The organism is Microbacterium sp. (genome assembly GCF_051953575.1).
Lineage (GTDB): Bacteria > Actinomycetota > Actinomycetes > Actinomycetales > Microbacteriaceae > Microbacterium.
The window spans coordinates 1-13,741 of record NZ_JBQCIP010000272.1; the positions used below are offsets into that span (position 1 = coordinate 1).

The window sequence follows — 13,741 nt, forward strand, 5'->3', positions numbered from 1 at the left end:
CGACCCCGGTCCCCTGCGAGACCCCCCGAAGGAGGCGGGCATGGCTGTTCCTGCCCCCACCACCATCGAGCACGACCGACGTGCCGACGAGTCCGTCGGCAGCCGTCGCCGCTCGCCCGTTCCCTACTTCCTGCTGATCCCCGCGATCGCCATCCTGCTCTTCGGCATGGGCTATCCGGTCGTATGGCAGGTCATCACGTCCTTCCAGAAGTACGGCGCCCTCCAGCAGCTCGGCGGCAAGCCGCCCGAGTTCGTCGGGCTTGAGAACTACATCGCGGTAGCGACGAGCCCCACCTTCTGGGAAGTGGCGCTCCGGTCGGTGATCTTCTGCATCGTCACCGCATTCATCACCGTCGTTATCGGCATGGCGCTGGCGCTGCTCATGACCCGTGTCTTCGGGTGGGTGCGCATCACGCTGCAGATCGCCCTCCTGCTGGCCTGGGCGATGCCCGTCGTCGCCGCCATGACGGTGTGGATCTGGCTGTTCGACCGCCGCCGCGGCGTCGTCAACTATCTGCTCGACCTCATCCCGGGCGTCGACATGAACCAGTACAACTGGATCGGCGGAGACCCGTTCGTCTTCTTCCTCGTGGCGTCGATCATCGTCACGTGGATGTCGGTGCCGTTCGTGGCCTTCTCGGCCTACGCCGGCCTCACCCAGGTGTCGACTGAGATGGTCGAGGCGAGCCAGCTCGACGGGGCGAGCGGCTGGCAGCGCATGCGTTACATCGTGCTGCCGATCATCCGCCCGGTCATCATGATCGTCCTTCTCCTGAACCTCATCTGGGACCTCCGCGTCTTCACGCAGATCACGATGCTGCAGGATGCCGGTTCGAAGACCACCAGCTACGACCTCCTCGGCACGTACATCTACAAGATGGGCGTCGCCGGACTGAACTTCGGCCAGGGCGCCGCGATGGCGATCTTCGTGCTCGCGCTCACGATCGTCCTCAGCTGGTTCTACATCCGCAGTCTTCTCAAGGAGGACCAGGCCTGATGTCCGCCTCTGCACAGCTCGCACCCGCGCCCGCCCGCGCTTCGCGTGCCTCTCAGCCCGCCGCCCCGGAGGCCCAGCGCCGGCCGCGCGGCCGCGGGGCCAAGTGGGGCTGGAGCATCCTCGCTCTCGTCCTCTCCCTCGCCTGGGTGTTCCCGGTCTATTGGATGGTCAACTCGTCGATGCTCTCATCGGCGACGCTGGAGTCGTTCACCCCGACGTTCGTCCCCTTCGGCGGCAGCCTCGACAACTTCGGCGCGGTCATCAACGAGAAGTTCTTCAGCGCGCTGGGGATCAGCGTCGCGGTGACGCTGATCGCCGTGTTCTGCTGTCTGCTGTTCGCGTTCCTGGCGTCGGTGGCGATCAGCCGCTTCCGCTTCCGCGGCCGCACGACGTTCGTCCTGGCGATCCTCATCGTCCAGATGCTGCCCGCCGAGGGCCTGTTCATCGCGCAGTACAAGATGATGAGCGAGCTCGGACTGCTGTCGAACATCCTCGGCCTCAGCCTGCTCTACATCGCGGCGGTGGTCCCGTTCACGGTGTGGATGCTGCGCGGCTTCGTCGCCGGCGTCCCCGCCGAGCTCGAAGAGGCTGCGATGGTCGATGGCCTCAGCCGCACCCAGGCGTTCATGCGGATCACCCTGCCGCTGCTCGCGCCGGGGCTCGTGGCATCCGGCGTGTTCGCCTTCCTGCAGTGCTGGAACGAGTTCACGGTCGCGCTCGTGATCATGAACGCCGAGAACGAGACGCTTCCGCTCTGGCTGCGCAGCTTCGTTCAGCAGAGCACGAGTCGTGCGATCGACTGGGGTCAGGTGATGGCCGCATCGACCATCGTCGCGATCCCCGTGATCATCTTCTTCGTGATCGTCCAGGGCCGCATGACCAGCGGTCTCGTCGCGGGCGCGGTCAAGGGCTGATGGGCGCGCACAGAGTCGCCGCCTCCCGCGCGGAGGTCGGCGGATGAAGGTCGGGCTCGATGTGGGCGGCACCAAGACCGATGCCGTGGCCGTCGACGACGCGGGCGAGGTCGTCGGCCGGCTCCGCATGCCCACGGGATGGGGTCCGGATGCCGTCGGCCAGACGGTCGTGGACGCCGTGCGGGCACTCGGGACCGAGGCCGGGATCGATCTGACGTCCGTCCGCTCGGTCGGCGTCGGCATCCCCGGGCAGATCGAGCCGGGCACCGGGCGCGTCGTGCACGCGGTGAACCTCGGCGTCGAGTCGCTGGACCTCGCCGCGGTCGTCGCGCCGCAGCTCGGCGTGCCCGTGCAGGTCGAGAACGATGTGAAGGCCGCGGCGCTGGGCGCTCACGCGCTCCACACCCGCGCCGGTGCGCCGGCGCCAGGGTCGATGGCGTACCTCAACCTCGGAACCGGCATCGCGGCGGGCATCGTCTCGGACGGCGCGCTGTGGCGCGGCGCCCGGGGCACCGCGGGCGAGGTCGGTCACATCTCGGTCGACCCGAACGGCCCGCTCTGCCGCTGCGGCCAGCGCGGCTGCATCGAGTCGTTCGCCGGGGGCGGGGCCGTCGCCGAACGGTGGGGCCGCCGGTCGGCGCTGCCGGTGCGCGACGTGTTCGACGCCGCCGAATCGGGTGACGCCGAGGCGCAGGAGCTGCGCACCGGGCTCGCCCGCGGCGTGGCGGCGGCGATCCGGGTACTGGTGCTGACGGCCGACGTCGATATCGTGGTGCTCGGAGGGGGTGTGACGGCCTTGGGCGATCGACTCATGGCGGACGTTTCCGCCGAGTTGGCGGCCAGCGCCGAGGCATCTCCGTTCATGCGCTCGCTGCGTCTGCAGGAGCGGGTCGAGCTGCTGCCGCCGGGTTCGCCGGCTGCGGCGCTCGGGGCCGCGATCGTCGGCGCGCAGGGCGACACCACACACGACACCGAGGAGGCTCTGGTTCATGGCTGAGATCGTCATCGTCCGCGACAAGGCGGAGGCGGGGGCGCTGGTCGCCGACCACATCGCCGGGCTGCTGCGCGACAACCCCGAGACCGTGCTCGGCCTCGCCACCGGCTCGACGCCGCTGCCCGTCTACGAGGCGCTGCGCACCCGCCTGGACGGGGTGGACGTGTCGCGTGTGCGCGGCTTCGCGCTCGACGAGTACGTCGGCATCGACCCCGCGCACCCCGAGAGCTACCGCTCGGTGATCACGCGCGAGGTGGTCGAGCCGCTCGGCCTGAACCCCGCGCTCATCCGCACGCCGGACGGCACGCCCGAGGGCATCGAGCATCACGGCGAGGAGTACGACGCCGCGATCCGGGAGGCGGGCGGAATCGACCTGCAGATCCTCGGCATCGGCACCGACGGCCACATCGGGTTCAACGAGCCCGGGTCGTCGTTCGCCTCGATCACGCGTGTCAAGACGCTCACCGAGCAGACGCGCGAAGACAACGCGCGGTTCTTCGATTCGGTCGACGATGTGCCGATGCACTGCATCACCCAGGGACTGGGCACGATCCTCCGCGCCCGTCATCTCGTCCTGCTGGCCTTCGGCGAAGGCAAGGCGGCGGCCGTCGCGGGCGCCGTCGAGGGGCCGGTGACGGCATCCCTCCCGGGTTCGGCGATCCAGCTGCACCCGCGCGCCACGGTGGTGGTCGACGAGGCCGCGGCGTCGCAGCTCACGCGCGCCGACTACTACCGCTACGCCTACGCGAACAAGCCTGACTGGCAGGGCATCTGAGTCCTATGCTGACGGCATGACACAGCCGTCGCAGCAGCCGGCGGCGGGGGATGCCTCATCCTCCGCCGCCGTTCCTGCTCCTGCCCGAGACCACGCCTCTGTCGCGCCGGGTCATGCGGCTCCCGAGCTTCCGACGACCTCGTCCTCCGACGGCGGATCCGACGCCTCAGGTGCGCGTCTGACGTGGCTGATCGGCGGGTCCCTGCTCGTCGCGAACGCTGTGCTGAGCCTGATGCTGAGCGGGAATCCGCTGTTCGCCCTCCCGGGCGCCGGGCTGGTCATCGACGGCGTCTGGGCGGCGGGGCTGCTCGTCCTCGCGTTCGGGATCCGCGGCCGGGGCAGCGTCGTCGGGCGGCGGCCGCTGGGCATCGCCGGACTGGCGATCGCGGCGATCGTCCCGCTGCTGACGGACCTGCTCTGGTGGATCGTGCCCGCCGAGGCATGGAACTCCACCTCGGCATTCATGGCAGGGAACGGCATGACCGTGCTCTCGCTGTGCGCGCTCATCGTGGCGACCGTCGTGATCGGGCGCGCAGCGGCTGTGCCTCATCGGCTGCGGTGGGTGCCGCTGATCGTCCTCGCCGTGGTGGCGGGCGCGCAGATCGTGCTGTCGATCGCCAGCGTGGCGTATGCGCAGACCCGGCTGGTGCCCGATCTCACGGGGGCGTACTACTTCGCCGCGACCCTGCGCCCGCTCGGCGTGCTGCTGCTCGGCATCCTCGCCATCGTGTCGGCCCCGCGCCCGGCGCCGCCGCCCGCGCCGCCGACGCAGGTCTACCCGCCGGCATCCTGACACCGGCCCTGGCCCCGGCCCGCGCCGGCACGTCGCTCAGCGCGCGAACACCTTGCCGGGGTTGAGGATGCCCTGCGGGTCGAAGACGCGGGTGATCTGCTGCTGCAGCTCCCACTGGTCGTCGCCGAGCTCGTCGGCCAGCCAGCGCCGCTTGAGCACGCCGACGCCGTGCTCGCCGGTGAGCGTGCCGCCGAGTCGCAGTGCGGCGCGGAAGAGGTCGTCGGCCGCGGCCCAGATGTGATCCGGGGCCTCGACGACCCCGAACTCGTCGGGCTCGGCGTCGAAGATGAAGTTGGGGTGCAGGTTGCCGTCGCCGGCGTGCGCGACGGTGGGGATCACGACGCCGTGCTCGCGCTCGACCCGGGCGATCTCGTCGAACATGGCGGGCAGTGCGCTGCGCGGCACCGAGACGTCCTCGATGAGCGCCGTGCCGAGCGTCTCCATCGCGGGATGCATCGCACGCCGGATCGCGAGCAGGCGCTCGCCCTCGTCGCGATCGTGCGAGATCGCGACGGTGCCGCCGGCGCCGCGCAGCACGTCGGCGATGGTCTCCGCCTCGACGCCCGCGGCGGGCCCGTCGGTCTGGATCGTCAGCTGTGCCGCCCCGGGTGTCGGCGCCGGGAGCGCGAGCATCGTGTGCACCGCCGCGAGGGAGGCGGCATCCATCAACTCCATGATCGCGGGCTGCACGCCCGACGCGGTGACGGCGGCGGATGCGACGGCCGCTGTCCGCACGTCGGGGAAGGTCGCGGCGACCGTGCACACCTCGCCCGGCACCAGGCGACGGAGCTTGAGGGTCGCGCCGACGACGACGCCCAGCGTGCCCTCCGAGCCGATCACGAGCGAGGTCAGATCGAGGCCGGTGACGCCCTTCACGGTACGGTGGCCGAGGTGCAGCAGCCGTCCGTCGGCGAGGACGATGTCGACCCCGAGCACCGCGTCGCGGACCACGCCGTACTTGGCGCACAGCAGCCCGCCCGCGCCCGTGGCGATGTTGCCGCCGACGGTCGAGATCGCCCGGCTGGCCGGATCGGGCGCCCACCACAGGCCGTGCGCGGCCAGAGCCGCGTTGAGGTCGGCGTTCAGGATCCCGGGCTCGACCACGGCGAGCAGGTCGTCGGCGCGCACGTCGACGATGCGGTCCATCGCGCGCATCGACAGCGCGATCTCGCCGGCGCCGGCGTTGGCCGCCCCGGCGAGTCCGGTGCCGGCGCCGCGGGTGACGACGGGCGTTCCGGTCGCGCTCGCGATGCGCAGGGTCTGCTGCACGTCCTCGACCGTGTGCGCGTGCACGACGGCGATCGGGGTCCCCGCGGCGGCGTGACCGGACTTGTCGGCACGCGCCGCGTTCAGTGACGCGGGGGAGGTGTCGACACGGTCTCCGAGCGCCTCGCGCAGCAGGGCGAGGGGATCGGATGCCGCAGTCACGCGATGCGCCTGCGGCCGGCGATGACGCCCACGGTGACGGCGACGATGCCGAATCCGAGGCCGATCAAGGCGTTGCCCATCATCCACCAGGCGACCGTGGCCGATGCGTAGACGAGGAGCTCGACGATGGCGCGCACGAACGGGTGAACGGCGAACACGGCGCGCGGCGAGACGAACAGAGCCCACACCAGGATCGCTGCCGCGGGAGCACCCAGACCCGCCAGGATGTTCCAGGGGAACGGGAACATCGTGAAGCCCCACAGGGCGAGCGAGACGATCGCGAACATCTCGCACACGAACGCCAGCACGTCGATCGCCGACAGCGGAGCGCGCGTTCCGGGCGCCGGTTCGGCGGGCTGAGCAGGCGTGGCGTGCGGCGTGTCGGACATGGCTTCCAGTCTACGTCGCATGGATGCCGCGCCTTTCGGTGCGGCAGCGTAAGGCGGGGTCTCGTCAGGCCTGCGGGCCCGACTGTGCGCGCGCCTGCGCGGTGCGCTTGCCGTCCGCAGCCTCGTCGGGCTTCGCGATCTCCGAGGGGGCGCTCGCCGTGGGGGTCACGCCGAGGCTCTGAGGGACGTTCACCGCGCCCCTGCCCTTGCCGCCGCCGTTGTTGTCGGTGCTGCCGTTCGCGGCGCCGTTGCCGGCGCCCGTGTTGCCGCCGTTGCCGTTCCCCGTGCCGTTGGTCGGCGTGCCGGTGCCCGTCGAACCGCCGTTGCCGGTCGTGCCGCCGTTGCCCCCGCCGGTGCCGTTCGTGGGCGTTCCGCTGCCCGCGCTGCCGGTGTCGCCCTTGTCGCCGGCGTTGCCGGAGCCCGCGTTGCCGGAGCCCGCGTTGCCGTTGCTCTTGTCCTTGTCGTCGGAGCCGCCGGTGGTCGGGTCACCCTGGCCGCCACCTGAGCCGTTGCCCTGTCCGCCGGCGTTGCCCTGGCCGCCGCCCGACGGCGTGGTGCCCGCGTCCGCGGCGGCGCCGTCGGTCGCGCTGCCGGCGCCCGTCGAGGTCGTCGCCCCTGCTGCGCCGGCGCCGCCGTCCGGGGCGGCCGGCAGGTCGGCGGGGCCGGGCCCGCTCGACGCGGGGAGTCGGAGCGCCGTGTCGGCGTCGGTCTCGGGGACCAGCGGCGGTGTGTCGGGGGCGACGTCCGAGATGCTGCTCGGCGACGGAACGGGGTCGGAGGCGACCGGGGGCAGCGCGACCGCGGCTGCGACCACGCCTCCGACCACGACGAGGCTCGCTGCTGCGAGGCCGGACGCCGCTCCGATGCCTGCGAGCGCGGTGCCGCCCGCGGCGACGGTCGAGACGGCGGCTGCGCCGGCTCCGGCGCCGGCGGCTCCGGCTCCGGCCGCGGCGCCCGTCGCGACTCCCGCAGCCGCTCCGGTGCCGGCAGCTGCGCCGGTTCCCACGACCGCGCCGCCGCCTGCAGCGGTGCCGCCCGCCGCACCGCCGCCCGCGGCCCCTCCGGTCACACCGGCGGGCAGCGCCGCCAGCGCGACCAGCGGGGCGCTGCCGCCCTGCACGGTGGCGAGGTAGCCGGCCATGCCCGCGGCGCCGAGCGCCAGCGGCAGGAGTACGAGCGCGAGCCTGCTGGAGACCTCTTTGGCCTCGCTGGCGACGATCGAGCAGCGGACGCAGGCGGCGAGGTGCGCGTCGACCTTGGCGTGGTCGCGACGGCCCAGGTTGCGGCGCGAGTACGCGCCGAGCCGCTCGATGGCCCACTGGCAGTCCGAGCCGTCCTCGACGGACTGCAGGTGCGCCTGGATCCAGGCCTCGCGCAGACCCTCGCGGGCGCGGAAGGTCAGCTGCGCGACCGCGGTGGCCTTCATGCCGAGCAGGGGCGCGATCTCGGCCGGCTTCATCTGCTCGATCTCCGAGTACCAGAGCACTTCCTGCCAGCGCGTCGGCAGGCTGCGGAATGCCCGGTGCGTCAGGCCCCGATCGAGCGCGGCCTCGCTGGCGTGCTCGCCGGCCGCCGGATCCTCGACGCCGTCGAGCTCGTCGTACGCGGTCTCGCGGCGGGCACGACCCCACGCGGCGGCGGTGTTGCGGATGCTGGTGAAGAGGTACGCGCGGAACGAGCCCGTCGGGCCACCGCCGGCGACGATCGACTGGTAGATGCGCGTGTACGCCTCTTGGACGAGGTCGTCGGGATCCAGGCTCGAGGTCATGTTGCGCGCGACGGTGACGCCGGCGCGGTAGTGCCGGCGCCACAGCTCGCCGAACGCGCCGCGATCGCCGGAGCGCGTGCGCAGCACGAGGTCTGCGTCGCCCGGCGCGACCGGCTCCTGCTGTTCGCCGACGTCGTCGTGGTCCATGTGAATTCCCCAGTTCGCGGGCCGATGCCCTGCGCCGCCCCGGGCGCATCGTCGTGCACGAGTCGGGCCGAGACCATTCTCGCCGTCGTCGGGCATTTTGACCAGGGCGGATGCGGGGCTGAAGGTTCGCCGGAGAAATTCTCAGAACTCGCGTAATAGACCGTGTTCCGTCCCGTCTCTCTCGTCAGAGTGGCACGCCGCCCAATGTGTGGGGCACGAAGGCGGCAGCGCCCCCGCGGTCTCATCCGCGGATCAGGCGGGGCTCGGAAGGATCTCGGGGGAGGGACTTCCGGCCCCGCCTTCCCCTGTCCGCAGGCCGTCGCCGCCGGTGGGAGTCAGACCGGGAGGCCGTCGATCCAGACGCGTGTCACGCCGAGGTCGGCGTCGAGCAGCACGGCGTCGGCGATCGACCCGACGTCGAGCCGGCCGAGGTCGGCGCGTCCGATCGCGAGCGCGGGGGTCTCGCTCGCCGCGCGCAGCGCGTCGGCAAGCGGCACGCCGGCGGCGACCACGTTCCGCACGGCGACATCCTGGGTGAGCGTCGAGCCGGCGATGGCGCCGCCCTCGACGAGCCGGGCGACGCCGCCGGTGACCTGCACCGCGAGCCCGCCCAACTCGTACGAGCCGTCGGCCGCGCCCGCGGCGGCCATCGCGTCGGTGATGAGCGCGATGCGGTCGCCCGCGGCGGCGAACAGCGTGGCGACGAGGGCGAGGTCGACGTGCACGCCGTCGGCGATGACCTCCAGCGTCACGCGTTCGTCGCGCAGCGCCGAGACCACGGGGCCGGGTGCGCGGTGGTGGATGCCGGGCATCGCGTTGAACGCGTGCGTGATGAGCGTCGCGCCGGCGTCGAAGGCGCGGCGAGCGGTCGCGGCATCCGCGTCCGTGTGGCCGACCGCGACGGCGACGCCGGCCCCGGTGAACCGGCGGATGGCGTCGAACGCACCGGGCCGCTCGGGGGCGAGGGTGACCTGCCGGATCGTGCCGCGCCCGGCCTCGATCAGCGCGTCGACGGCAGCGGCGTCGGGTGCGCGCAGCAGCGACTCGGTGTGGGCGCCCTTGTGGCCGGGGTCGAGGAACGGCCCCTCCAGGTGCGAGCCCAGGATCGTCGGATCGCTGTCGGCGAGGTCGGCCACCATCGCGACTCGCCCCGCGAGGTCGTCGATCGACGCGGTGATGAGCGACAGCACCGCACGGGTGGTGCCGTGGGCGCGGTGCACGTCGCGGCCACGCCGCACGGCCTCGGGGCCGTCGTCGAAGCTCGCCCCGGCGCCGCCGTGGCCGTGGATGTCGATGAAGCCGGGGGCGAGGCATCCATTCCCGCCGTCCACCGTCTCGGCGGCCGACGGGCGGTCCGCGCCCGCCCCGGCCGCCACGACGCGGCCGCCGTCGAACATGGCCCACCCGTCGGGGCGGTCGCTGTCGACGGTGGACGAGCCGAAGAGGCGGACGGAGTGGACGAGGACGCTCATGGGGTGCTCCGGTTCAGGCGGACGGAAGGGTCACTCGGTGACCCACGGGATCTCTTCGGACGGGTGGAAGCCGATGCCCATGCTGGTCCACAGCGGCCCGAGCGCGCCGACGCGGGTGCGGAACGACTCCCACGTGCGCAGGTCGCTCTGGCCGGTGCGGGGCGACCAGCCGGCCTCGGCCGCGGCCGCGACGCGCGGGAACGCCATCGTGTCGATGTCGGCGGCGGTGCGGACCGTCTCTGTCCACAGCGGCGCCTCGACGCCGAGGATGGCGTCGTCGACGACGCCCGGGATGACCTCGGCGGGCTCCCACGAGTACGCGCGCTCGACGCTCGTCGGGCCGTTCGCCCACGTGAGGCCGAGCTCGGGCACGGCCGAGCCTGAGCTCGAGGCGGGATACTTCATGTCGAGATAGATCGCGTCGGCGGGCGACAGGATGAGACCGGCGCCGTTGTCGACGAACGTCTGCGCCTTCTCGGCGAAGCCCTCCAGGGGCGTGACGTAACCCCAGTACTGGCCCACGGTGCTGTCGGCGACGTCCTTGGCCGAGCCCGCCTCGTGCCACGCGACCGGCGTCTTGCCGAGGTCGGCGATCAGCGCGCTCACGCGCGTCACGAAGTACGCGAAGTCGTCGTCGGCGGTCGCGAGCGACTCGTCGCCGCCGAAGTGCAGGTACGGACCGGGGGTCATCGCCGCCAGCTCGCCGAAGACGTCCGCCACGAAGTCGTACGTCGCCTCGTCGTGGATCTTGAGCGACGAGAAGCCGACTGCGAGCGCCTCGAAGGGCACGCCGGCCTCGGGCAGCGTCCCGCCGTACTCGTCCACGATCTGCCGCATGTGGTCCGAGATGACCGGGTCTTCGGCGAGCTCGGGGTAGGCGAGGCCGACCGCGTGGGTGTGACCCGGCATGTCGATCTCGGGCACGACGATCATGTGGCGGGATGCCGCGTGCTCGACGATCTCGCGGTAGTCGTCCTTCGTGTAGAAGCCGCCGGGGTCGCCGCCGATCGCGGTGCCTGACGCCTTCTCGGTGAGTTCCGGACGCGAGTCGAGCTGGATGCGCCACCCCTGGTCGTCGGTGAGGTGCAGGTGCAGCGCGTTGAGCTTGAGCGACGCGGCGCGGTCGATGTAGCCCTTCACGGTGTCGACGCCGTGGAAGTGGCGCGCGACGTCGAGCATCACGCCCCGGTAGGCGAAGCGGGGTGCGTCCTCGATCGTGACCGCGGGCACGGCCCATCCCTCGCCGTCGCGCGCGACGAGCTGGCCGAGCGTCTGCACGCCGTAGAAGAGTCCGGCCGCGTCGGCGCCGGTCACCGTGACGGATGCCTCGTCCACCGCGATCCGGTAGGACTCGGCGTCGGCGCCGGCGGCGATGACCAGCCGGATGTCGGCGTCGCCTTCGGCCGTGACCGGTGTCACGCCGGTGCGGGCGTCGAGCAGTGCGCCGAGGGCGGCGGCGGCATCCTCTTCTCCCGACACCGATGTGGCGGACGTGAGCCGGAACGGCGCACCGGAACCCGCCTCGATCGAGGCGGGCGCGGGGACGACGGCGGGAAGCGACACGGTGTCTCCATTCTGTGCGACCGGCGTGCAGCCGGCCAAGATCACGGCGGCCAGAACGGCCGCGGCGGCGGTCCGTCCTCGTCGACGCGACATGTAAAGAGTCCTAACAAAAGGGGTGGGGTCAAGCCTAGCGGGTCGAGTTCCGTTATGCTCGGAGAGTCGCGACTGGCGTTGAGGTGGGACACCACCGGGGAGCGACCGACTACGGCATTCGACCGCACGCCTGGGCCGATGCGGGACCTCTTTTCCGAAAGCCGTGAGTCAGGAGATCGCATGACCGATCAGTTCTTCAACGCCCCCCTCTCCGAGGTCGATCCCGAGATCGCCCAGGTGCTCGAGCGGGAGCTCGAGCGTCAGCGCGGCTACCTCGAGATGATCGCCTCCGAGAACTTCGTGCCGGTCTCGGTGCTGCAGTCGCAGGGATCGGTGCTGACCAACAAGTACGCCGAGGGCTACCCGGGCCGCCGCTACTACGGCGGCTGCGAAGAGGTCGACGTCGCCGAGGAGCTCGCGATCGAGCGCGCCAAGGCCCTGTTCGGCGCCGAGTTCGCCAACGTCCAGCCGCACTCCGGAGCGACCGCCAACGCCGCCGTGCTGCACGCGATCGCCCGCCCCGGCGACACGCTGCTCGGCCTGTCGCTCGACCAGGGCGGCCACCTCACGCACGGCATGAAGATCAACTTCTCGGGCCGGCTCTACAACATCGTCGCGTACGGGGTCGACCCCGAGACCAGCGTCATCGACATGGACGAGGTCCGTCGCCTCGCGATCGAGCACCAGCCCAAGGTCATCATCGCCGGCTGGTCGGCCTACCCTCGTCAGCTCGACTTCGCGAAGTTCCGCGAGATCGCCGACGAGGTCGGCGCGACGCTGTGGGTCGACATGGCGCACTTCGCGGGCCTCGTGGCCGCGGGCCTGCACCCGAGCCCCGTTCCGCACGCGCACGTCGTGTCGTCGACGGTGCACAAGACGATCGGCGGCCCGCGCTCGGGCTTCATCCTCACCAACGACGCCGACCTCGCCAAGAAGATCAACACCGCGGTGTTCCCGGGCCAGCAGGGCGGTCCCCTCATGCACGTGATCGCCGCGAAGGCGACCGCGTTCAAGCTCGCCGCGACCCCCGAGTTCAAGGAGCGCCAGGAGCGCGTGCTCCGCGGCGCCCACATCATCGCCGAGCGTCTCGCGCAGCAGGACGTGAAGGATGCCGGCATCGCCGTCCGCTCGGGCGGCACCGACGTGCACCTCGTGCTGGTCGATCTGCGCGACGCCCAGATCGACGGCAAGCAGGCCGAGGACCTGCTGCACGAGATCCACATCACCGTGAACCGCAACGCCGTGCCCAACGACCCGCGCCCGCCGATGGTCACGTCGGGTCTGCGCATCGGCACGCCCGCGCTGGCCACCCGCGGCTTCGGCGACGCCGAGTTCACCGAGGTCGCCGACGTGATCGCCCTCGCGCTGCAGCCGAACGCCGACGTCGAGGCGCTGCGTCTGCGCGTGGCCGCGCTCACCGCCGCGTTCCCGCTGTACCCCGGGCTGCAGCAGTGACGGCCGTCAGGCTCGACGGGCGTGCGGCGTCCGCCGCGATCAAGGACGAGCTGCGCGAGCGCGTCGCGGCGCTGAAGGCCCGGGGCATCACGCCCGGCATTGCGACCGTCCTCGTCGGCGCCGACCCGGGATCGCAGCTGTACGTCGGCATGAAGCACCGCGAGTCCGAGGCGATCGGCATGAACTCGATCCAGATCGAGCTGCCCGCCGAGGCGACGCAGCAAGAGGTCGAGGCCGTCATCGACCGGCTCAACGCCGACCCCGCGTGCCACGGGTACATCGTGCAGCTGCCGCTGCCGAAGCACCTCGACACCGACGCGATCCTCGAGCGCATCGATCCCGCGAAGGATGCCGACGGCCTGCACCCGACCAACCTCGGCCGGCTCGTGCTGAACGTCAACGCACCCATCACGACGCCGCTGCCGTGCACCCCGCGCGGCGTCATCGAGCTGCTTGTCCGCAACGACTACGACCTCAAGGGCAAGCACGTCGTCGTCGTGGGCCGCGGCGTGACGATCGGCCGCTCGATCGGCCTGCTGCTGACCCGCCGCGAGATCAACGCGACGGTGACGCTCACGCACACGGGCACGGTGGACCTGCCGTCGTACCTGCGTCAGGCCGACGTGATCGTGGCTGCGGCGGGCGTGAAGCACATCGTGCAGGCGTCGGACGTGAAGCCCGGCGCGGCTGTGCTCGACGTGGGCGTCACGCGAGAGACCGACCCCGAGACCGGAAAGTCGCGCGTGTTCGGCGACGTCGCGCCCGACGTCGCCGAGGTCGCCGGCTATCTCTCGCCGAATCCGGGGGGCGTCGGCCCGATGACGGTCGCCCTGCTCATGACGAACGTCGTCGAGGCCGCCGAGCTCGCCGCCGGCTGACCCCGCCCCGCTCCGACGCGCGGGGGGGGCCGGGTGGTGCCCCCACCGGTCCGCCCCGCCGGGCCGGGGGGCCCG

Annotated in this window: 12 protein-coding genes and 1 riboswitch; of the genes, 7 read left to right on the forward strand and 5 right to left on the reverse strand. The window is 72.0% G+C overall.

The window, feature by feature from the left end; all coding sequences use genetic code 11:
- Positions 1–40: 40 nt before the first annotated feature.
- From ACTHNQ_RS16970 to ACTHNQ_RS16990, 5 genes are read left to right on the forward strand one after another with little or no spacing between them, the layout of a single operon-like run.
- Complete coding sequence (locus tag ACTHNQ_RS16970) at positions 41–997, forward strand: carbohydrate ABC transporter permease (RefSeq protein ID WP_440335130.1); 957 nt, start codon at positions 41–43, stop codon at positions 995–997.
- On the forward strand, positions 997–1,911 hold the full coding sequence (locus ACTHNQ_RS16975) for a carbohydrate ABC transporter permease (RefSeq protein ID WP_440335131.1): 915 nt from the start codon (positions 997–999) through the stop codon (positions 1,909–1,911). Before ACTHNQ_RS16970 ends, ACTHNQ_RS16975 begins: the two co-directional genes overlap by 1 nt.
- 43 nt (positions 1,912–1,954) lie before the next feature.
- Positions 1,955–2,908, forward strand: a complete 954-nt coding sequence (locus tag ACTHNQ_RS16980) for an ROK family protein (RefSeq protein ID WP_440335132.1) — start codon at positions 1,955–1,957, stop codon at positions 2,906–2,908.
- Complete coding sequence (locus tag ACTHNQ_RS16985; RefSeq protein ID WP_440335133.1) at positions 2,901–3,680, forward strand: glucosamine-6-phosphate deaminase; 780 nt, start codon at positions 2,901–2,903, stop codon at positions 3,678–3,680. Before ACTHNQ_RS16980 ends, ACTHNQ_RS16985 begins: the two co-directional genes overlap by 8 nt.
- Positions 3,681–3,696: 16 nt before the next feature.
- Positions 3,697–4,473, forward strand: a complete 777-nt coding sequence (locus tag ACTHNQ_RS16990; protein ID WP_440335134.1) for a hypothetical protein — start codon at positions 3,697–3,699, stop codon at positions 4,471–4,473.
- Between the two features lie 36 nt (positions 4,474–4,509).
- Here ACTHNQ_RS16990 and ACTHNQ_RS16995 read toward each other — a convergent pair whose 3' ends face one another.
- The 5 genes from ACTHNQ_RS16995 to ACTHNQ_RS17015 form a co-directional block, all read right to left on the reverse strand.
- Positions 4,510–5,901, reverse strand: a complete 1,392-nt coding sequence (locus ACTHNQ_RS16995) for an FAD-binding oxidoreductase (protein WP_440335135.1) — start codon at positions 5,899–5,901, stop codon at positions 4,510–4,512.
- Positions 5,898–6,290, reverse strand: coding sequence for a YrdB family protein (locus ACTHNQ_RS17000; RefSeq protein WP_440335136.1), 393 nt, complete (start codon positions 6,288–6,290; stop codon positions 5,898–5,900). The genes ACTHNQ_RS16995 and ACTHNQ_RS17000 overlap by 4 nt, the downstream gene beginning before the upstream one ends.
- Positions 6,291–6,354: 64 nt before the next feature.
- Positions 6,355–8,205 carry a sigma-70 family RNA polymerase sigma factor gene (locus tag ACTHNQ_RS17005; RefSeq protein WP_440335137.1) on the reverse strand — a complete coding sequence of 617 codons (1,851 nt, stop codon included), beginning with the start codon at positions 8,203–8,205 and terminating at the stop codon, positions 6,355–6,357.
- Between the two features lie 335 nt (positions 8,206–8,540).
- Positions 8,541–9,677: an N-acetylglucosamine-6-phosphate deacetylase gene (gene nagA, locus ACTHNQ_RS17010; RefSeq protein ID WP_440335138.1), complete on the reverse strand. Its 1,137-nt coding sequence runs from the start codon at positions 9,675–9,677 to the stop codon at positions 8,541–8,543.
- Between the two features lie 30 nt (positions 9,678–9,707).
- Entirely contained in the window at positions 9,708–11,240 is a 1,533-nt protein-coding gene (locus tag ACTHNQ_RS17015) for a beta-N-acetylhexosaminidase (RefSeq protein WP_440335141.1), read from the reverse strand.
- 151 nt (positions 11,241–11,391) lie between these two features.
- A riboswitch (ZMP/ZTP riboswitch) is annotated at positions 11,392–11,476 on the forward strand.
- A gap of 37 nt (positions 11,477–11,513) precedes the next feature.
- Between ACTHNQ_RS17015 and glyA the strand changes: the two genes are divergently transcribed.
- A complete protein-coding gene (gene glyA / locus ACTHNQ_RS17020; protein WP_440335139.1) occupies positions 11,514–12,788 on the forward strand; it encodes a serine hydroxymethyltransferase in 1,275 nt (424 codons plus the stop codon).
- Positions 12,785–13,666 carry a bifunctional methylenetetrahydrofolate dehydrogenase/methenyltetrahydrofolate cyclohydrolase gene (locus ACTHNQ_RS17025; RefSeq protein ID WP_440335140.1) on the forward strand — a complete coding sequence of 294 codons (882 nt, stop codon included), beginning with the start codon at positions 12,785–12,787 and terminating at the stop codon, positions 13,664–13,666. The genes glyA and ACTHNQ_RS17025 overlap by 4 nt, the downstream gene beginning before the upstream one ends.
- Positions 13,667–13,741: the final 75 nt, after the last annotated feature.